This is a genomic window from Rhodococcus parequi, assembly GCF_046042785.1.
In the GTDB taxonomy this organism is placed as follows: Bacteria; Actinomycetota; Actinomycetes; order Mycobacteriales; family Mycobacteriaceae; genus Prescottella; species Prescottella parequi.
Map to the genome: position 1 here is coordinate 781,760 of NZ_JBDLNV010000002.1, position 20,324 is coordinate 802,083.

General features: G+C 68.0%; 14 protein-coding genes. 11 read left to right on the plus strand and 3 right to left on the minus strand.

The window, feature by feature from the left end; all coding sequences use genetic code 11:
* Window positions 1-91 precede the first annotated feature (91 nt).
* Genes ABEU20_RS07845 through tatA form a run of 3 tightly spaced genes read left to right on the plus strand, consistent with a single transcriptional unit; the run spans window position 92 to window position 2,570 of the window.
* Window positions 92-1,669, plus strand: coding sequence for a flavin monoamine oxidase family protein (locus ABEU20_RS07845; RefSeq protein ID WP_420163928.1), 1,578 nt, complete (start codon window positions 92-94; stop codon window positions 1,667-1,669).
* Between the two features lie 26 nt (window positions 1,670-1,695).
* On the plus strand, window positions 1,696-2,370 hold the full coding sequence (locus ABEU20_RS07850) for a Rid family hydrolase (protein WP_420163823.1): 675 nt from the start codon (window positions 1,696-1,698) through the stop codon (window positions 2,368-2,370).
* Window positions 2,370-2,570 carry a Sec-independent protein translocase subunit TatA gene (gene tatA, locus ABEU20_RS07855; protein ID WP_420163824.1) on the plus strand — a complete coding sequence of 67 codons (201 nt, stop codon included), beginning with the start codon at window positions 2,370-2,372 and terminating at the stop codon, window positions 2,568-2,570. Before ABEU20_RS07850 ends, tatA begins: the two co-directional genes overlap by 1 nt.
* 61 nt (window positions 2,571-2,631) lie before the next feature.
* On the opposite strand, the gene ABEU20_RS07860 is transcribed toward tatA, so the two are convergent.
* Complete coding sequence (locus ABEU20_RS07860) at window positions 2,632-3,087, minus strand: MarR family winged helix-turn-helix transcriptional regulator (RefSeq protein ID WP_420163825.1); 456 nt, start codon at window positions 3,085-3,087, stop codon at window positions 2,632-2,634.
* A 181-nt stretch (window positions 3,088-3,268) separates the two neighbouring features.
* Here ABEU20_RS07860 and ABEU20_RS07865 point away from each other — a divergent pair, with 181 nt between their 5' ends.
* Complete coding sequence (locus tag ABEU20_RS07865) at window positions 3,269-4,708, plus strand: MFS transporter (RefSeq protein WP_420163826.1); 1,440 nt, start codon at window positions 3,269-3,271, stop codon at window positions 4,706-4,708.
* Between the two features lie 163 nt (window positions 4,709-4,871).
* On the opposite strand, the gene ABEU20_RS07870 is transcribed toward ABEU20_RS07865, so the two are convergent.
* Window positions 4,872-5,891, minus strand: coding sequence for an FAD-dependent monooxygenase (locus ABEU20_RS07870; RefSeq protein ID WP_420163827.1), 1,020 nt, complete (start codon window positions 5,889-5,891; stop codon window positions 4,872-4,874).
* 184 nt (window positions 5,892-6,075) lie between these two features.
* Between ABEU20_RS07870 and ABEU20_RS07875 the strand changes: the two genes are divergently transcribed.
* The 6 genes from ABEU20_RS07875 (at window position 6,076) to ABEU20_RS07900 (ending at window position 18,488) form a co-directional block, all read left to right on the plus strand.
* Window positions 6,076-7,041, plus strand: coding sequence for a beta-propeller fold lactonase family protein (locus ABEU20_RS07875; RefSeq protein ID WP_420163828.1), 966 nt, complete (start codon window positions 6,076-6,078; stop codon window positions 7,039-7,041).
* 386 nt (window positions 7,042-7,427) lie between these two features.
* Window positions 7,428-12,014: a glutamate synthase large subunit gene (gltB, locus tag ABEU20_RS07880; RefSeq protein WP_420163829.1), complete on the plus strand. Its 4,587-nt coding sequence runs from the start codon at window positions 7,428-7,430 to the stop codon at window positions 12,012-12,014.
* The gene (locus tag ABEU20_RS07885; RefSeq protein ID WP_420163830.1) at window positions 12,007-13,458 is read left to right on the plus strand and encodes a glutamate synthase subunit beta; all 1,452 of its coding nucleotides are present in this window, start codon (window positions 12,007-12,009) and stop codon (window positions 13,456-13,458) included. Before gltB ends, ABEU20_RS07885 begins: the two co-directional genes overlap by 8 nt.
* 301 nt (window positions 13,459-13,759) lie before the next feature.
* Window positions 13,760-15,553 carry an Ig-like domain-containing protein gene (locus ABEU20_RS07890; RefSeq protein ID WP_420163929.1) on the plus strand — a complete coding sequence of 598 codons (1,794 nt, stop codon included), beginning with the start codon at window positions 13,760-13,762 and terminating at the stop codon, window positions 15,551-15,553.
* 22 nt (window positions 15,554-15,575) lie between these two features.
* Entirely contained in the window at window positions 15,576-17,318 is a 1,743-nt protein-coding gene (locus ABEU20_RS07895; RefSeq protein WP_420163831.1) for an Ig-like domain-containing protein, read from the plus strand.
* Window positions 17,319-17,573: 255 nt separating this feature from the next.
* On the plus strand, window positions 17,574-18,488 hold the full coding sequence (locus tag ABEU20_RS07900) for a cutinase family protein (protein WP_420163832.1): 915 nt from the start codon (window positions 17,574-17,576) through the stop codon (window positions 18,486-18,488).
* A 34-nt stretch (window positions 18,489-18,522) separates the two neighbouring features.
* Here ABEU20_RS07900 and ABEU20_RS07905 read toward each other — a convergent pair whose 3' ends face one another.
* Window positions 18,523-19,104, minus strand: a complete 582-nt coding sequence (locus ABEU20_RS07905) for a DUF732 domain-containing protein (protein WP_420163833.1) — start codon at window positions 19,102-19,104, stop codon at window positions 18,523-18,525.
* A gap of 337 nt (window positions 19,105-19,441) precedes the next feature.
* On the opposite strand from ABEU20_RS07905, the gene ABEU20_RS07910 reads away from it, so the two are divergent.
* Window positions 19,442-20,305 (plus strand): hypothetical protein, encoded by an 864-nt coding sequence (locus tag ABEU20_RS07910; RefSeq protein ID WP_420163834.1) that lies wholly within the window; start codon window positions 19,442-19,444, stop codon window positions 20,303-20,305.
* Window positions 20,306-20,324: the final 19 nt, after the last annotated feature.

The window sequence follows — 20,324 nt, forward strand, 5'->3', positions numbered from 1 at the left end:
CGAGCTGTCCCCAGGATGAGATCCGAACCGATCACCCGGATCGCCGGGCTGACCTTTGGAGCGTGAAATGGCATTCACACGTAGGACTTTCATGCAGGCCCTCGGCGTCACGGGAGGCGCGGGCCTGGCGTACGGGGCGATGTCCTCGATCGGCATGGCCCCGGCCACCGCCGGCGTCCCCAAGCGCTTCCAGTCGCTGTCGACCGGTGATTTCGTCGGTTCGGTCGAGGGCGATCACTCGGTGGTGATCCTCGGCGGTGGACCCGCGGGCCTGTGCGCGGCGTACGAGATGCGCAAGGCCGGCTACAAGGTGACGGTGCTCGAGGCGCGGACCCGGCCGGGCGGGCGGGTGTGGTCGGTCCGGGCCGGCACCGAGGAGACCGATCTCAACGGTGAGACCCAGAAGTGCACGTTCTCCGAGGGGCACTTCTTCAACCTCGGGGCCACCCGCATCCCGCAGGGGCACGTCACGCTCGACTACTGCCGTGAGCTGGGCGTCGAACTGCAGATGTTCGGAAACCAGAATGCCAACACGATGGTCAACTACACCGGCACCAAACCGCTGGCCGGGCAGTCGATCACCTACCGTGCCGCGAAGGCGGACACCTTCGGGTACGTCTCGGAGCTGTTGCAGAAGGCGACGAACCAGGGCGCGCTGGACAGCGTCCTGAGCAAGGAGGACAAGGACGCGCTGTCGGAGTTCCTCAGCAGCTTCGGTGACCTGTCCGACGACGGCCGCTACCTGGGTTCGCCCCGCCGCGGCTACGACTCCGAGCCCGGGGCCGGCCTGAATTTCGGCACCCAGAAGCCGCCGCTGCCGATGTCCGACGTCATCCGCAGTGGCATCGGCCGCAACTTCGCGTTCGACTTCGAGTACGACCAGGCGATGACGATGCTGACCCCGGTGGGCGGCATGGACCGGATCTACTACCGCTTCGCGGAGGAGATTGGCGACAGCCTGGTCTACGGCGCCGAGGTCACGTCGATGAAGAACACGACCGACGGGGTGACCGTCGAGTACCGGGTGGGGGGTCAGCGCAAGTCCGTCACCGCCGAGTACGCGATCTGCACCATCCCGCCGCACCTGATCGAGCGACTCGACAACAACCTGCCGGCGGACGTCGTCACCGCACTGCGGGCCGCGACGCCGTCGTCGTCCGGCAAGCTCGGCATCGAGTACTCGCGCCGCTGGTGGGAGATCGAGGACCGCATCTACGGCGGCGCGTCCAACACCGACCGGGACATCTCGCAGATCATGTTCCCGTACGACCACTACAACTCCGATCGCGGCGTGGTGGTGGCGTACTACAGCTCGGGTCGACGTCAGCTCGGTTTCGAGTCGCTGACGCATCGACAGCGACTCGCGAAGGCGCTCGCCGAGGGTTCGGAGATCCACGGCGACAAGTACAACCGCGACATCTCGTCGTCGTTCTCGGGTTCGTGGCGGCGCACCAAGTACTCGGAGTCGGCGTGGGCGTCGTGGGCGGGGGCCGGCGACTCGCACGGCGGCGCCGCGACCCCCGAGTACACCAAGCTGCTCGAGCCGGTGGACCGCATCTACTTCGCCGGGGACCACCTGTCCAATGCGATCGCGTGGCAGCACGGTGCCTTCACCTCCGCGCGCGACGTCGTCACCGACATCCACCAGCGCGTCGCGCAGGCCGCTTGAGCCCGTTCACGATTCGAAGGAGCATCATGACTTCCGTTTCTCGCAAGGCGATCGCCGCGGCCCTCGCCGGCTCGGCTCTGATCCTGACCGCCACCGGCTGCACGTCCGACACCGCGGAGGCTGATCCCGCACCCGAGTCGACGTTCGTCTCCAAGTCGATTCTGGAAGCGGGCCAGGCGAATCCGATGATCGCGCAGGGCGTCGCGATCGGCGGCGGCGCGGCCGTCTACAAGACCAGCGGGCTGGGACCGGCGGCGTCCAACAAGGCCGCGCCCGAGGGCACGCCGGAGTCGTACATCGACAGCCAGTTCGGTGGAGGTGTGCTCCCGGCCGGTGTGACGGTGACCGAGGCGCAGGGCATCAACGTACTGAAGAAGATTCGGGAGAATCTGGAGGCGCAGGGCCTGACGCTCGCGGACGTCGTGACGATGCGGGTGTTCCTCGACAATGCGCCGGGCACCGACCGCGCCGACTACGCGGGCTGGAACCGCGCGTACCGGCAGTTCTTCGCCAACACCAACCTCGAGACCGGCGACACCGAGCTGGTGCCGTTGGGGACCGCGGCGCCCGCCGCCCCGATCGAACGGAACAGCGCTCGCCCCACCCGTTTCGCGCTCGAGGTCGGCACGTTGCCGGTTGCGGGCTGGCTGGTCGAGGTCGAGGTGGACGCGGTCTACCCGGACGGCAAGGAGCCGTCCTGATGGGCGCGCTGAGTCCCGGACACTGGGCGATCGTGGCGGTGGTGCTGCTGGTGCTGTTCGGGTCCAAGAAGCTGCCCGACGCGGCCCGTGGACTGGGTCGTTCGCTGCGAATCCTCAAGAGCGAGGTGGGCGAACTGCAGGCCGACGAGCAGCCCGCCGAGCTCGGAGACCCCGACCCGGTGAAACGGCTGTCCGCCTAGACCGGACGGCGATGGCCGCGGGGCGCACGAGCGTTCCGCGGCCATCGCCGTTCCCACGACGTCACGGCCGCGGCCAGGGGCGTCCACCCATCCGTTCGATATCGGTGTTGAAGCGCTTGAGATAGGCCGCGAAGGCGGCGACGTCCTCGGCGGTCCAGTCCGCCATCATCGTGTCGAGTGCGGCGATGCTCCCGGACCGTTCGCCGTCGAGAAGGGCCTTGCCCTCGTCGGTGATGCGAAATTTGCGGGCCATCCCACCGTCGGGGTCGGGGATACGTTCGAGAAGGCGGCGACCGAGCATCGAGGTGGTCTGTCGGTGCAGGGTCGAGGTGTCGAGTCCGAGGGCGTCGCTGAGTTGTCCGATCGACATCGGGCCCTCGATGTCGATGCGACTGAGCAGCACGTAGGCGCTGCTGTCGAGTTGTCCGCCGCTGCGGCGCGGGCGTGGGCTGTTGTGGTGGACGTGTCGGCCGAGCAGCATCGTCTCGAAGTCGATCAGGTGCGTGGGCTTCTCCATACCGGTCCTCTCACAAGCCGCATCGGTACTCGATGCCCTCCCATTGTGCCCGTCCAAAACGGACATATCACTCCGAACTGGGTTTTTGCGTAATGCAACTTGATTGCGCGATACAACTTGGTTGTATGCTGCAACTACTTTGCGTAACGAAATCCATTGATCGAGAAGTTGGGAGACCCGCGTGGACAACTCCGCGCCTGCCACCCGTTCGGGGGGCATCGTCACCGTGCTGGCGGTCGCCGGCATCGTGGCAGCACTCATGCAGACCCTCGTGGTTCCGCTCATCGGCGACCTGCCGCGGATCCTCGACACCACGGCGTCCAACGCGTCCTGGGTCGTCACCATCACGCTGCTGGTGGGCGCCGTGGCGACCCCGGTCACCGGGCGCCTGGGCGACCTGCTGGGCAAGCGGCGGATGCTGCTCTTCTGCTCGGTGCCGCTCGTGATCGGCTCGGTCACCTGTGCACTGGCGACGTCGCTCGCGCCGATGGTCATCGGTCGCGGCCTGCAGGGCCTCGGCATGGGCATGGTGCCGCTCGGCATCAGCGCGTTGCGTGAGCTGGTGCCGCCGCAGAAGCTCGGATCCTCGATCGCGCTCATCAGCGCCACCCTGGGTATCGGCGGGGCGCTGGGCCTGCCGATCTCCGCTGCGGTCACCCAGAACACGAGCTGGCGCGTGCTGTTCTGGGGCTGCGCGGTCCTGAGCGTCTTCATCGGCATCCTGATCTGGCGGCTCGTCCCGGCCACGCCGGCGATGGCCACCGGAGGCTTCGACTACGTCGGGGCCGTCGGACTCGGCATCGGGCTCGTCAGCCTGCTGCTCGCGGTGTCGAAGGGCGCTGTCTGGGGTTGGGGCAGCGCCGAGATCCTGGGACTGTTCGCGGTGTCGGTGAACGTGCTGCTGGCCTGGGGCTGGTGGGAGCTGCGTACCCGCGACCCGCTGGTGAACCTGCGCCTGGCCGCCGGCAGGCAGGTGCTGCTGACCAACGCCGCCTCGGTCGTCGTCGGCTTCTCGATGTACGCGCAGTCGCTGATCATCCCGCAGCTGCTGCAGTTGCCGGAGTCCACGGGATACGGCCTGGGGCAGTCGATGCTGGCGATGGGTCTGTGGATGCTGCCCGGCGGCTTCGTGATGATGGCGGTCTCGCCCGTCGGCGCCAAGCTGTCGGCAGCGCGCGGCCCCAAGGTCACGTTGGTCCTCGGTGCACTGGTCATCGCGCTCGGTTACGGGTCGTCGATGCTGCTCCTCGGCTCCACCTGGGGTCTGCTGGTGGTCGTCTGTATCTCGAACGCGGGTGTGGGCCTGGCCTATGGTTCGATGCCCGCACTGATCATGGGCGCGGTGCCGCCGTCGGCTACGGGCTCCGCCAACAGCTTCAACACGCTGATGCGCTCGGTCGGCACGTCCGTCGCCGCCGCTGTCGTCGGCGTCGTCCTCGCCCAGATGAGCACCACGATCGGTGGCGGTCACACCATCCCGACCGAGGCCGGGTTCCGCACCGGCCTGCTGATCGGTTGCGGTGTGGCGCTGGTCGCAGCCGCCATCGCCGCGGCGATCCCCGGCCGCAAGCCCGCGCCGTCGCCGATCGAGACCGACGCACCTGTCGTGACGAAGGTCTGACCAGGGCATTTGGATCGCGGGATCACCCACTCCGACAAGAAGTTCGATCCCTGTGAGACAAACGTTCAACAGGTGCTAATGTTCGTCCTGCACTGGCCGCAGCTGTCTACTCGCTGCGGCCAGTAGCTATTTTCGCACCCGGATCCCGAGCGGATCCGATGTTTCACGCGAAACGTGAGCCCAGCCCGACGGCGACGTCGCGTGCACCGATCCAGCGCCGGGCGGTCGCGATCCGGCCCGCCAGGCGCGACGCCCGCACCAGGCGCCGCGTGGAGCGGCGTCGGTTCCGGTCGTAGCGGCGCAACGCGTCGGGTACGGGATGTTCGCCGAGCAGGCGGGCGAGGGTGACGGCGTCGACCATCGCCTCGCACGCACCGCGACCCAGGTTCGGCGCCATCGAGTGTGCGGCGTCGCCGATCAGCGCGACGTTCCCGTGCACGTACGACGGCAGCGCCGGCGACTCGTGGAGGTCGTGGTGCAGCACGGTGTCGGGGTCGATCTGCTCGAGGATCTTCCGCACGTCCTGGTGCCAGTCGCCGAAACGGGTGCGGAGGAAGTCGACTCCGCCCGCGGTATCGGCGGGGGAGCGGACCGCCGCGAACCAGTTCACCAGACCGCCCTCGCGTGGAGTGATGCCGAAGAGTGCGCCGGGACCCCACGTCTCGGTCACCGACGCCGTCTCGCCGGGAATCCACCCGCGCCAGGCCGTCATGCCGGTGTAGACGGGCCGGTAGCGGGACCCGAAGAGCACGTCGCGGGTGGCGCTGCTGGTGCCGTCCGCCGCGACGACGACATCGAAGCCGGCGAGGGTGCCGAGATCGGGTGCGGGCTCGCCGAATCGGACGGTGCCGGCGGGAAGTCCGTCGACGAGGATGCCCAGCAGCGCCGGGCGGGAAAGCAGGTAGGCGGTGCGTCGCGCGCTGTCGACGCGGCCGATCACCGACCCGTCCGGCCGGAGGAAGGCCGCGCGCTGCTGCCGGGCGCCGATGTCCCGCACCGAATCGCCGACGCCGGCCGCGTCCGCCGCGGCAATTGCCTGCGGCCACATGCCGAGTGCCGTGCCCGTCGTCGGTGGCGCGGGGGAACGCTCGAAGACCGACACGTCCCACCCGTGACGAATCAGGACGTTGGCGGCCGTCAGCCCTCCGATGCCGCCACCGAGGATCGCTGCCTTGCCAGCCATGTGGGGACCGTACCCGACGTCCGGCGGCGCTTCCGGGCATCGATTCGGCGAGGCTGCTCACCGCGGGTGTTTACAGGCCCGCGTGCGCGGCGTCCAATGGAGTGGAACGAAGATGCGCCGCCGTGGACGGTGTGTGAGCGCTGTCCGACTCCGGCGATTTGCCCTCTTGGAGAAGGGAAAGCGCATGCTCGCGATGTCCAGGCCGGCGGCCCTGGTGGCGGTGTCGGTGGCGGGGCTCGTCCTTTCCGCGCCGACAGCCCACGCGGACAACGTCATCGAGACCGTCCCGGTCGGTGCCGGTCCCACCGAGGTTGCGATCGCCCCCGACGGTTCCCGTGCGTACGTCACGAACTACTTCGACGCCACGGTCGCGGTCATCGACACGGCGACGGACACCGTCACCGCGACGGTGGCGGTGGGCGGGTATCCCACCGACGTCGCGATCGGACCCGACGGCGCCCGGGCCTACGTGACCAACTCCGACGACGGCACGGTGTCCGTGATCGACACCGCGATCGGGGCCGTGGTGGCCACCGTCCCGGTCGGCGACGGTCCGGAGGGGATCGCGGTCACCCCGGACGGCGCGCGGGCCTTCGTGTCCGACTACGACGGCGGCACGGTGTCGGTGATCGACGTCCGCGCGAACGCCGTCACCGCCACGGTCCAGGTCGGCAGCCTGCCCTCCGAGGTGGCGATCACCCCGGACGGCACCCGCGTGTACGTCGCCGAACAGGGCAGCGACGCGGTGGCCGTGATCGACACCGCGACCGCCGCTGTCGTCGGCAGCGTTCCGGTCGGCGACGGGCCGTTCGGGGTGGCGATCACCCCGGACGGCGCCCGGGCCTACGTCACCGCGTGGGACAGCGACCTGGTGTCGGTGGTGGGGCTGCCGGCGAACGCCGTCGTCGCGACCGTCCCGGTCGGGGACAGTCCGTTCGGCACCGCCGTCACCCCGGACGGGGCCCGCGCCTACGTGACGAACTACGCGAGCGACACGGTGTCGGTGATCGGGACCGCGGCCGATGCCGTCGTCGCGACCGTCACCGTCGGCGACAGTCCGTCCGCCGTGGCGATCACCCCGGACGGGTCTCGCGCGTACGTGACGAACTACGACGGTGACTCGGTGTCGGTGCTCGGTATCGTGCCGTGACACGACGGCGACGCATCGGCGAACGATCGTGTCGATGCTGCAACTCGTCCGGCCGTCGGGCGCGAAACAATCGCCCTAGGCTGTGACGTGCACTTCATTTTCCCAGCAATGGGGAGTAAAACCACAGGTCACGGAGTGGAGAGGGGAGCCTTGCTTGCGTTTCTCCCGGGTGCGTGAATTAACCTTTTCTCAACACGGTGGACTCATAACCGTCTGAAACGCCCCAGAGCAACGTCGCCGGGGCGGACGTCAGTCCCGTGCCGAGGCTCAACGAGGAGCCCTTCTCGGTCGGTGCCGCACAGTGTCGTGCAGGTACATGCTCTGCAGTTGTATGGCCATCAGCGCTGCTGGTCGTCGGTGCATCTACGCATACGAAGGCAGTAGGTATGAAGCATCTTCCCGGGCCCCAGGGGCTCTACCACCCGGCGAACGAGCACGACGCGTGTGGCGTCGCGTTCGTCGTCGACATGCACGGTCGTCGCAGTCGCGACATCGTCGAGAAGGCGATCACCGCGCTGGTCAACCTCGAGCACCGCGGCGCCGCGGGCTCCGAGCCCAACACGGGTGACGGCGCCGGCATCCTGCTCCAGGTGCCGGATCGCTTCCTGCGCGCCGTCGTCGACTTCGACCTGCCCGCCGCGGGCGCGTACGCCACCGGTATCGCGTTCCTGCCGCAGGGCGACACGGCTGCCGACGAGGCCGCCGCGGGCGTCGAGAAGATCGTCGCCGAGGAGGGCCTGACGGTTCTCGGCTGGCGCGCGGTCCCCACCGACGACTCCTCGCTCGGTTCGCTGGCGCAGGCCGCGATGCCGACGTTCCGTCAGGTGTTCATCGGCTCGGCCGGTGACGCCGTCACCGACATGGACCTCGAGCGCCGCGCCTACGTCATCCGCAAGCGCGTCGAGCACGAGCTCGGCAACGGTGGTGCCGGCGAGGACGGCCCGGGCCGCGAGTCGGTGTACTTCCCGAGCCTGTCCGGCCAGACGTTCGTCTACAAGGGCATGCTCACCACCCCGCAGCTCAAGGGTTTCTACCTCGACCTGCAGGACGACCGCGTCGAGAGCGCGCTGGGCCTGGTGCACTCGCGCTTCTCCACCAACACGTTCCCGTCGTGGCCGCTGGCGCACCCGTTCCGACGGGTCGCGCACAACGGTGAGATCAACACCGTCAGCGGCAACGAGAACTGGATGCGGGCCCGCGAGGCGCTCATCAAGTCCGACGTGTTCGGCGAGGGTGCGCTCGAGAAGATCTTCCCGGTCTGCACCCCCGGCGCCTCGGACACCGCGCGTTTCGACGAGGTGCTCGAGCTGCTGCACCTGGGCGGGCGCAGCCTGCCGCACGCCGTGCTGATGATGATCCCGGAGGCCTGGGAGCGTCACGAGAGCATGGACCCGGCCCGCAAGGCGTTCTACGAGTACCACTCGGCGCTCATGGAGCCGTGGGACGGCCCGGCGTCGGTGTGCTTCACCGACGGCACCGTCGTCGGCGCCGTGCTCGACCGCAACGGTCTGCGTCCGTCGCGCGTGTGGGTCACCGACGACGGCCTGGTGGTCATGGCGTCCGAGGTCGGCGTCCTGGACATCGCCCCGGAGAAGATCGTGCGCCGCATGCGCATGCAGCCGGGCCGCATGTTCCTGGTCGACACCGCACAGGGCCGCATCATCTCGGACGACGAGATCAAGTCGGAGCTCGCCGCGGAGCACCCGTACCAGCAGTGGATCGACGAGGGCCTCGTCCAGATCGACGACCTGCCGGAGAGCAAGTACACCTACATGACCCACGACCGGGTCGTGCTGCGCCAGCAGATCTTCGGGTACACCAACGAAGAGGTGAACCTGCTCGTCAAGCCGATGGCCGTCACCGGTGGTGAGGCTCTGGGCTCGATGGGCACCGACACCCCGATCGCGGTGCTGTCGGCCCGTCCGCGGATGCTGTTCGACTACTTCCAGCAGCTGTTCGCTCAGGTCACCAACCCGCCGCTCGACGCCATCCGCGAGGAGATCGTCACCAGCCTGGGCGGCACCATCGGTCCCGAGGCCGACCTGCTGACGCCGTCGGCCGCGTCGTGCCGGCAGATCGTGCTGCCGCAGCCGATCCTGCACAACGACGACCTGTCGAAGCTGATCCACCTCAACGACAACGCGAAGTTCCCGCACTTCCGCAGCGTCGTGGTCCGCGGCGTGTACCCGGTCGCCCAGGGTGGCGAAGGCCTGCGCAAGGCTCTGGACACGGTGCGCGACAAAGTCTCCGAGGCCATCGCCGGCGGCGCCCGCATCATCGTGCTGTCGGACCGCGAGTCCAACGAGAAGTACGCGCCCATCCCGTCGCTGCTGCTGACCGCCGCGGTGCACCACCATCTCGTGCGCGAGAAGACCCGCACCAAGGTGGGTCTGGTCGTCGAGTCCGGTGACGCCCGCGAGGTCCACCACATGGCGGCACTGCTCGGCTTCGGCGCCTCCGCGGTCAACCCGTACATGGCGTTCGAGACCATCGACGAGCTGCTGCAGTCGAACCAGCTCGCCGGTCTGTCGCTCGACAAGGCCGTCACGAACTACATCAAGGCCGCCGGCAAGGGTGTGCTGAAGGTGATGTCGAAGATGGGCATCTCGACGCTGGCGTCGTACACCGGTGCCCAGCTGTTCCAGGTGATCGGCCTGTCGCAGGAGCTCGTCGACGAGTACTTCACCGGTCTGCACTCGAACCTGGACGGCATCGGCCTGGACGAGATCGCCGCGGACGTCGCTGCCCGCCACGCCGAGGCGTACCTGGACCGGCCGGAGCTGCGGGCACACCGCGAGCTCGAGGTGGGTGGCGAGTACCAGTGGCGTCGCGAGGGCGAGTACCACCTGTTCAACCCGGACACGGTGTTCAAGCTCCAGCACGCCACCAAGACCGGACAGTACGAGGTCTTCAAGGAGTACACCAAGCTCGTCGACGACCAGTCGGAGCGCCTGGCGTCGCTGCGCGGCCTGTTCAAGTTCAAGACCGGTGTGCGCGAGCCCATCTCGATCGACGAGGTGGAACCCGCCAGCGAGATCGTCAAGCGGTTCTCGACGGGTGCGATGAGCTACGGCTCGATCTCCGCCGAGGCGCACGAGACCCTCGCGATCGCGATGAACCGTCTCGGTGGCCGCTCGAATTCCGGTGAGGGCGGAGAGCATCCGTCGCGTTTCACGCCGGACGAGAACGGTGACTGGCGCCGGTCGGCGATCAAGCAGGTCGCGTCGGGGCGCTTCGGTGTCACGTCGCACTACCTGAGCAACTGCACCGACATCCAGATCAAGATGGCGCAGGGCGCCAAGCCCGGTGAGGGTGGCCAGCTGCCGCCGCACAAGGTGTACCCGTGGGTCGCCGAGGTGCGTGGCTCCACCCCGGGCGTCGGCCTCATCTCGCCGCCGCCGCACCACGACATCTACTCGATCGAGGATCTGGCCCAGCTGATCCACGACCTGAAGAACGCGAACCCGCAGGCGCGGATCCACGTCAAGCTGGTCTCGGAGATCGGTGTCGGCACCGTCGCCGCGGGTGTCTCCAAGGCGCACGCCGACGTGGTCCTGATCTCGGGTCACGACGGTGGCACGGGCGCGTCGCCGTTGACGTCGCTCAAGCACGCGGGTGCACCGTGGGAGCTCGGCCTGGCCGAGACCCAGCAGACGCTGCTGCTCAACGGTCTTCGCGACCGGATCGTGGTCCAGGTCGACGGTCAGATGAAGACCGGCCGTGACGTCGTGATCGCGACGCTGCTCGGTGGCGAGGAGTTCGGTTTCGCGACCGCGCCGCTGGTGGTCTCGGGCTGCATCATGATGCGCGTGTGCCACCTCGACACCTGCCCGGTGGGTGTCGCGACGCAGAACCCGGTACTGCGCAAGCGTTTCGCCGGTAAGCCGGAGTTCGTCGAGAACTTCTTCATGTTCATCGCCGAGGAGGTGCGCGAGCTGCTCGCCGAGCTGGGCTTCCGCACCCTGCAGGAGGCGGTCGGCCAGGTCGACGTCCTCGACACCACCGCGGCGCTCGAGCACTGGAAGGCGTCCAAGCTGGACCTGTCCCCGATCCTGCACAAGGTCGAGTCCGCGTTCGCGGACCAGGACCTGTACTGCTCGGGTACGCAGGAGCACGGCCTGGAGAAGGCGCTCGACCAGCAGCTGATCGAGCTGGCGCGTCCGGCCCTCGACAAGGGCGAGGCCGTCGCGTTCGCGTCGGAGATCACCAACGTCAACCGCACGGTCGGCACCATGCTCGGCCACGAGGTGACGAAGGCCTACGGCGCGGAAGGGCTGTCGGACAACACGATCGACATCACCTTCACGGGTTCGGCCGGCAACAGCTTCGGCGCGTTCGTGCCCAAGGGCATGACGTTGCGGCTGCACGGTGATGCCAACGACTTCGTCGGCAAGGGCCTGTCCGGTGGACGCATCGTCGTCCGCCCTCCGCTGAAGACGGCCGAGGGCTTCGTGCCCGAGGACAACATCATCGGCGGCAACGTGCTCCTGTTCGGCGCCACTGCGGGTGAGGCTCTCGTCCGCGGCATCGTCGGCGAGCGTTTCGCCGTCCGCAACTCCGGCGCCACTGCTGTCGTCGAGGGTGTGGGCGACCACGCTTGTGAATACATGACCGGCGGCAAGGTGGTCATCCTGGGTAAGACCGGACGCAACTTCGGCGCCGGTATGTCCGGTGGTGTGGCGTACATCTTCAACCCGGACCGTGATTTCGGGACCAACCTCAACACCGAGTTGGTCGATCTCGAGGACCTCAGCGTCGAGGACCTGGAGTGGCTGCACGGCGCCATCGAGCGTCACCGCGACGAGACCGGATCCGAGGTTGCGGCTCGGATCCTCGCCGACTGGTCGCACCAGAAGGCACATTTCGCGAAGGTCATGCCGCGCGACTACAAGAAGGTCCTCGTCGCTATCGAGACCGCGAAGAAGAACGGAACGAACGTGGACGACGCAATCATGGAGGCAGCTCGTGGGTGATCCGAACGGCTTCCTGAAGCACACGTCGCGCGAGCTGCCCATCCGCCGTCCGGTGCCGCTGCGCCTGATGGACTGGAAGGAGGTGTACGAGGATTTCTCCTCGGACACCCTCAAGACCCAGGCCAGCCGGTGCATGGACTGCGGTATCCCGTTCTGCCACAACGGTTGCCCGCTCGGGAATCTGATTCCCGAGTGGAACGACCTGATCCACAAGGATCGGTGGCGCGAGGGTATCGACCGGCTGCACGCGACCAACAACTTCCCCGAGTTCACCGGCCGGCTGTGCCCGGCGCCGTGTGAGGCGTCGTGCGTGCTCGGTATCAACCAGGACCCGGTCACCATCAAGCAGGTGGAGGTCGAGATCATCGACCGCGCCTTCGACGAGGGGTGGGTCCAGCCGGTGCGCGCGTCGCACATCACCGGCAAGAAGGTGGCCGTCGTCGGCTCCGGCCCGGCCGGTCTGGCTGCGGCACAGCAGCTCACGCGGGCCGGCCACTCGGTGACGGTGTTCGAGCGCGACGACCGCATCGGCGGCCTGCTGCGCTACGGCATCCCCGAGTTCAAGATGGAGAAGCGCCACATCGATCGCCGTCTGGCGCAGATGGAGGCCGAGGGCACGGTGTTCCGCACCGGCGTCGACGTCGGTGTCGACATCACCGCCGAGCAGCTGCGTGAGCAGTTCGACGCGGTGGTCCTCGCCGGTGGTGCCACCGAGGCCCGCGACCTGCCGATCCCGGGCCGCGAGCTCGACGGCATCCATCAGGCGATGGAGTTCCTGCCGATCGCCAACCGCGTCCAGCTGGGTGACCTCGCGGAGCCGACCATCACGGCCGAGGGTAAGAAGGTCGTCATCATCGGCGGCGGCGACACCGGTGCCGACTGCCTCGGCACCAGCCATCGCCAGGGCGCCGAGAGCGTGCACCAGTTCGAGATCATGCCGCGGCCGCCGGCCGAGCGTGCCGACTCCACCCCGTGGCCGACGTACCCGCTGATGTACCGCGTGTCGTCCGCCCACGAGGAGGGCGGCGAGCGCGTGTTCTCGGTCAACACCGAGGAGTTCGTCGGTGTCGACGGCAAGGTGACCGCGCTCAAGGCGCACGAGGTCACGATGGTGAACGGCCGCTTCGAGAAGGTCGAGGGCTCGGAATTCGAGCTCGAAACCGACATCGTGTTCCTGGCGATGGGCTTCGTCGGACCGGAGAAGCCGGGCCTCCTCACCGACCTGGGCGTCGACCTCAACGAGCGCGGCAACGTCGCCCGCTCGTCGGAGTGGGCCACCAACGTCGACGGCGTCTTCGTCGCCGGCGACATGGGCCGCGGTCAGTCGCTGATCGTGTGGGCCATCGCCGAGGGCCGCTCGTGCGCGTCCGCGGTCGACAAGTTCCTCGAAGGATCGACGTCGCTGCCGTCGCCGATCCGCACCACCAGCGCTCCCCAGCGCTGACGCGGTCCGGCGGGGACCAACGACGTTCCCCGCCGATCGCGTCCTTCGAAGCCCGAAGGCCCCGTTCCACGCATCGCCTCGCGTGGGACGGGGCCTTCGCCCTTTTTCGGTCCGAAATCAGGCTGAGCTGTGGGGTGTTTTCTGGACGTTCGACCAGAAAACGCTTCTACAACGATCTTGCAACGGCTATGGTCTGCCGCATGTGATGAGTGACACATGACCGCCGAGTCGGGGGAAAGGCGGACCTACCCGAGGAGGAGCAGTGTTTTCGTCGAAACTTCGTAGAGCGGCCGGCCCGCTCGTGGCCTTGGCCAGCGCGGCAGCGCTGACCTTGACCATGGCCGGTACGGCCGCGGCGGCGAGCCCCACCGGCCCGCCGCCACCGGCGTCGACCGGCAATCTGACGGCCGACAATCTCGGTTGGAAGACCGAGGTCCTGAGCGTCAACGGTGTGGCAGGCAACGTCGCCAACCCCGGTGACACGGTCACCTACCGGTCGAGTATCTGGGAGAACTCGAAAGCCGGCGGATTCCTGAACCTGGGCCGGTACATGACCTCCATTCGGCACACGGCGCCGGCCGGATTCCAGTTCCTCAACGGGAACACCTCGCCGAACGGCACCGTGACGAACGAGGGGGCCGCCGGCGTCAAGGCGGTCTGCGCCGGCAACGGGTGCAACTCGGTTCCTGTGCTCGGTACGGACGGATTCAAGGTCATCGGCAGCACCGTGCTGACCTTCACCGTGAACTACAAGATTCCGGAGAACTTCGCGCCCGGCGACTACGACAGCGGGTTCGTCTTCGACGTCTACTCCTTCAGCAGCCAGCAGGGCTCCAACGCCTCCGGCGCCAAGGTCCGAGTCATGGACAACAAGGCGGAGACGACCACCACCATGTCGCCGATCGGCACGGTCGCCATGGGTAGCTCGACGGATCTGACGGCCACGATCTCGCCGTCCGGTGCCACGGGCACCGTGCAGTTCTTCGACGGCTCGAACCCGATCGGGACCCCTGTCACGGTGAGCGGTGGATCCGCCACGTTGGCGCACACCTTCGCCGAGATGGGGAACTACTCGATCTCGGCCAAGTACACGGCCACGGGTCTGTTCCATGATTCCGAGTCGACTCCGGTCGAGGCCGAGGTCGGCCCCGTCCAGACGGCTACCACCGTGACCGTACCGGCCACGGCTGAGGCGGGCGCGACGGTGCCGCTGCAGGCCACCGTCACCCCGGCCGACGCGCAGGGCACGGTGCAGTTCGCCGTGAACGGCACCGACGTCGGTAGCCCGGTCCAGGTCAGCGGCGGCACGGCCACGCTGAACCACCGCTTCGACGATCCGGGCAACTTCTCGGTGACGGCGAACTTCGTCGGCGGCTTCGGAGTCGCAGGCTCGGCCGCGACGGCGCAGCAGATCGCCGTCTCCTACGGCGCCTGGCAGACCACCACGGTGGTCGTCGAGCCGGTGACCGCCGAGGCCGGTAGCCCGACCAACCTGATGGCCACCGTCCGCCCGATCCCGACCGGCGGCACCGTCACCTTCTCCGTCGACGGCACCGAGGTCGGCACCGTCGACCTGGGCACTGCCGATGGTGTCGCGGCCCTCGAGCACACGTTCGACACCGCCGGCACCTACCAGGTGGTCGCCGACTTCGCAGGCGCCGAGGGCTTCTCGGCCTCGACGTCCGCGCCGTTCACCGCGACGGTCGCCCCGACCGCGCCCGTCCTCACTGCCGTGACCGCGGACCTGAAGGTCCAGGGTCTGTCGGTGGTCGGCCAGACGGTCACCCTCACCGTGGACGTCGCCCCCGGTGACGCTCAGGGCACCGTCCAATTCTACAAGGGCACGGAGGCGGTCGGCGCTCCCGTGACCGTCGTCGACGGCAAGGCGTCCGTCACGACCACGCTCGACTTCGAGGGCACGCAGTTGCTCACCGCGAAGTTCGTCGGTGGCGAGGGCTTCCGCGACACCGTCTCGAATCCCGTGGTGCTGAACGTGTCTGCGGCGCCGGAAACGCCCGACACGGGTGCCGGCAGCCTCGGTGCGCTGTTGGAAGGCCCGCTGGGCGGGCTGCTCGCCGGATCGATCGGGGGCTGACGAGATGAGTGCAGGAGGATCGATGAGTTCCAAGCTGTACCGCTACCTCGCGCCGGTCGCCGTGGGCGCGACGGTGGTCGCTGGTGCCGGCGTCCTGGGTGTGGGATCCGCTTCCGCCGCCACGACGACCACACCGTTCAACAACGCGTGTCAGGCGACGCCGTCGTCGAGTCTGGCCGGTGGGCCGCAGACTCAGGTGCAGGCGGCGTCGGTGACGGTCGACGCCCCCGAATCAGTCGCGCCCGGTGAGGAGTTCGTGGTGACGATCTCGCCGCCGCCGATCTCGGTACCCAACGATCTGGGTTCCGGCGCGAGCCTGTCGAACATCTCGCGGCTCAAGATCGACGTCGCGATGCCCGAGAACGCGCAGTTCGTCGGCGCCGAGGTGGTGGCCGGGACGTCCGCGGGTATCACGGGTGTCGCGCCCAACGTCATCGTCGTCAACGAGAGCGGAAACCCGGACGCGAACGGCTCGATCATCCGGTTGTCCGGAAACAACGAGACGATCGGCAACGGACCGAAGTCCTCGAAGAGTTCCGAGGGCGGCATCAAGGCGAATGCGTCGGGCAGCACCACCTCCTTCCAGTTGCCGCAGGTCAAGGCCACGCTCAAGGCGGGTGCGGCCGGTGAGATCTCGATGAAGCTGCGCACCGCAGGAAACGCCGGTCAGTTCGGCAACGACGCGAACTTCCTGACGTTCCTGCCCCGTGCCAGCGCGCCGATCGTCGGTACCGTCTGGGCCCCCACCCAGTGTTCACCGCGTGACTCCGCGGGCGCCGGGCTCAATGCCGGAGCCGGCCCGTTGGCCACGATCCAGATCCTGCGGCAGGCGGTCGCGACCGTGACCTACCTGGACGGTCCGAGCGCAGTGACCAACGGCGGCCAGTTCACCCTCAACGCCACGGTCGTGCCGACCCCGGACAGTGGGCAGGTGCAGTTCACCCGTGACGGTGAGGACGTCGGCACACCGGTCGACGTCGTGAACGGCAAGGCGTCGCTGACGGAGATGCTCGACACCGACGGCGACTACGCCTACGAGGCGAAGTTCCTGGGCGCGGAGTTCTTCAATCCGTCGTCCGCCGCGAAGACGGTCACGGTGACCTCGCAGGACATCCAGACCACCACGTCCGTCACCGGACCGGGTCACGACGCCTACCGTGACCAGCCGGTGAACCTCACCGCGAAGGTCGAGCCGGGAGTCTCCGGCGGCACGGTCGCCTTCGAGGTCGACGGCACTCCGGTCGGCACGGCAGACGTGATGGACGATGGAGCCGCGGTGCTCCCGCACACCTTCACCACCAACGGCACGCATCGCGTGATCGCGCGGTACTCGGGTGCCGAGGGGATCTCCCCGTCGGTCTCGCTGCAGTACCCCGTCAGTGTCACGGAAGCGCCGGCCGCCGACGTGGCCACCACGATCACCGTCGATCCGGTGGCCTCGACCGCCAAGGGCTCGCCGGTGACGCTCACCGCGCGTCTCGATCCGGCCGACGCCCGGGGCACGGTGCAGTTCAAGCTCGGTGACGTGCTGCTCGGCGGACCGGTGCGGGTGGACGCGAACGGCGTTGCGACGCTGACGACGTTCTTCCAGAACCCGGGCGAGTTCGTCGTCACCGCTCAGTACACCGCCGACGCCGGGTTCATCGACTCGGCGGCGAACCCGGTGAACGTCACCGTGACCGGTGATCCGGACACGATTCCGAATCCGGATGGCGGCGGCAGCCTCGCCGGCCTCTCGGGACTGTTCGGTAGCTTGGGCGGCTGATCCGAGTCGTCGGTTGGGCCCCCTCGCGCACCGCGAGGGGGCCCAATTTCCTTGGGCGCGAAGAGGACGAAACGAAGAAGCCCACCGCGGCGCCCGCCTCCGGTAACGTGCGTTTACCGATCGTGCACCGTATCGACACGTAGGGCTGTAAAGATCTACCTGTCGCGTCACCCGCAGGCGTTGTCACGGGAGGGGACGTCACGGCATGTGGCCATGGGGAAGTGGCCACCTGGACAGAATGAGTGGGGTGGGTCGATGCGCCTGAAGAAGACGCTGGTCGCGTTCGGGGCAAGCGCGGCAATGGTTCTCGGAACGACGGTCTCGATCGGGGCCGGGGTGGCGCAGGCCGCACCCACGTGTCCGAACCTGCATGTCGTGGCCATTCCGGGGACCTGGGAGACCACCACCGATCCGGGTGCGAGTCGCGGACCGGGACTGCTGTCGGCGGTGACCAACCGGCTTCCGTCGTCGGTCGGTGTCGACTACGTGACCTACGTGGCGACGGCGTTCCCGTGGGAGACGGAGGTGTACGGCGCGTCCAAGCGGCAGGCCGTCGACAACGCCCGGGGGATCATCGCGGACATCGCCGGACGATGCGGCAACACGAACTTCGCCCTGATCGGATACAGCCAGGGCGCGGACGCGGCGGGTGATCTGGCAGCCGACATCGGCACCGGACTCGGCGTCATTCCGCCGAATCGGATTGCCGCGGTGGGCTTGCTGTCCGATCCGCGCCGTTCCGAGGGGGACAACATCGTCGGCCCGCAGGTGATCGGCAACGGCGCCGGCGGACCGCGGATCGGCGGCTTCGGTCTGGTCAATCCGCAGACGCGAACTTTCTGCGCCGCGGGTGACCTGTACTGCTCCACCCCGAAGGACGACTTCGTGACCCGCCTGGCCGGGTTCATGGCCCAGAACTCGTCGCCGCTCGCGCCGCTCAGTGGCCGGTACGCGCAGGAGGCGCTGTCCATCGCACAGGACGTGATCGCCGCGGGCGGCGTGCCCACCCTCGAATCGCAGTCGTCGGACGGTGCCAACCACGACCGTGCCGAGAAGCTCCGCCAGTTCTACGAGTCGCAGGTGCACCAGGACTACTCGACCTACGTCGTCGACCGGAACGGTGCCACGGCGACGTCGTGGCTCACGAACTGGTTGCGCTCCATGGCGTGACGGCGCCGGCGGCCCCCTCGATCCCGAGTCGCGGTCAGCAGTACGTGTTCTCGGCCGTCGACACGTAGATCTCCGCGATCCGGTCCGCCGGCATCGGCAGGAACTGCGCGTACGCCGCACCCACCGAATCGAATTCGGCCAACACGCTCGCACGCGAATCGCCGCGCGCGAGGGCCTCGCACGTGCCCTGCGCGTACAGCACCTCGACGGCATCCATGCCGGTCGGTGGAAGGCCCGCGCCGCGCAGCGCGCCGAGGTAGCGCTGCCCACGCTCGCCCGACTCGGCGACGATCTGCTCCGGGGACCGCGCGTCGATCTCGCCGCCCGCGGGTGCGGCAGGGCGCGGAGCAGGAGGCGGGACGGTCGCTGCGGGGGGCGGGGGCGCGACCGTCATGGTCGACGTGAGTGGGGGAGTGGACGATTCCACCGCGGGGACCGGCGCGGCCTGACTCGGGGTGGTCGATCCCTGTGCCGCCGTCGACGTGGTGGCGCCCGCGGAGGTGGCGGAAGCGCTGTGCCCGGTGTGTTCGGGCGTCGAATCCTGCCCGCCGCACGCGGTGAGAAGCAGTGCTCCTGCTGCCGCGACCACGGCGGTAACTGCACGTGTGCTCGTCATGACCAAACAGTCTGGCATGTTGAACTACTGACCGGTAGACCCCAAAAAGGCCGGGGGCGAAAAGTCGCGAGTTTCGTATTCAGCGGCATCGCGCTGTGATATAAACCACTCCAGCTGTTACCTGGCGTAACAGTCGAAGGCGTGTCGAGTCCACAGTGAATGTCCAGGTAAGAGTCATTCATCGGTTGGGCTCCGGTGCTGCGGACGGTGGGGTGCCGCCGTGGCACAGCTCGATCGAACGAAGTTCGCGGCGATGAGGCGTTCGCCGTTGCTCACCCCTCTGTACGACCACAAACGTGGAGCCGTACATCGAATGCTCGATAACTGAGGAGGATGCGTGAAGAACGATTCGAGGGTCTCGCGGCGTCGCGCTGCAACCCGTGTCGCCGTTGTCGGGGGCGCGATCGGTGCCTCGATGGCCCTGCTGGCTCCTTTGGCGTCGGCAGCTCCGACGCCCGCCCCGGTGCCGGGTGGTGGCGTGTGCGATCCCGCCATCGCGGAAGGCTGCCTCACGGTGCTCGTCGAGAGCGGTACGTTCGCGAATAATGGCTTCAACTTGCCGATCGGGCTCGGCGACATGATCATCGCGGGCAACGCCCCTGACGACAAATTCATTCCCCGCGACGACGGCCACAACGGCGTCTACGCCAAGCCGTTGACGGTGCCCGGCGGTGTGCTCGGGGTCGATCTCCCGTTCAACAACCTGTTCGGCCTGGCCGCGGTGACCGCGACGGTCGAGGCCGTGGAGGTTCCGGTGTTCAACGGTAACCTCTTCGACTTCGACATGACGCTGAATACGCGGATGAAGATCGACAATCCGTTCCTCGGTGACAACTGCTACATCGGGTCGGAATCCAACCCCGTGGTGCTCGACTTGGACTTGACCAATCCGGACGACGACCCGGTCGTGTGGGACTACGCTACGTACCCGGGTATCAAGGCCGGAAACATTCAGAACACGGCAACCAATTTCACCCTTCCGGGTGCCACCGGCTGTGGTCCGTTCGGGATTCTGAACCCGATCGTGAACTGGCGGGCCAAGGTTCCTGCGGAATCCGGAACGTCGTTGAAGACGAAGTCTTCGGGCTTCTTGACCGAGTCGGCGGCGGGTGGCACGGATCCCCTGGACGGTTCTGACGACGGCAACGGTTCGAGCGGATCCAGTGGTTCGAGCGGCTCGAGCGGTTCCAGCGGCAGCTGATCCGCCCATGATCCGGGCG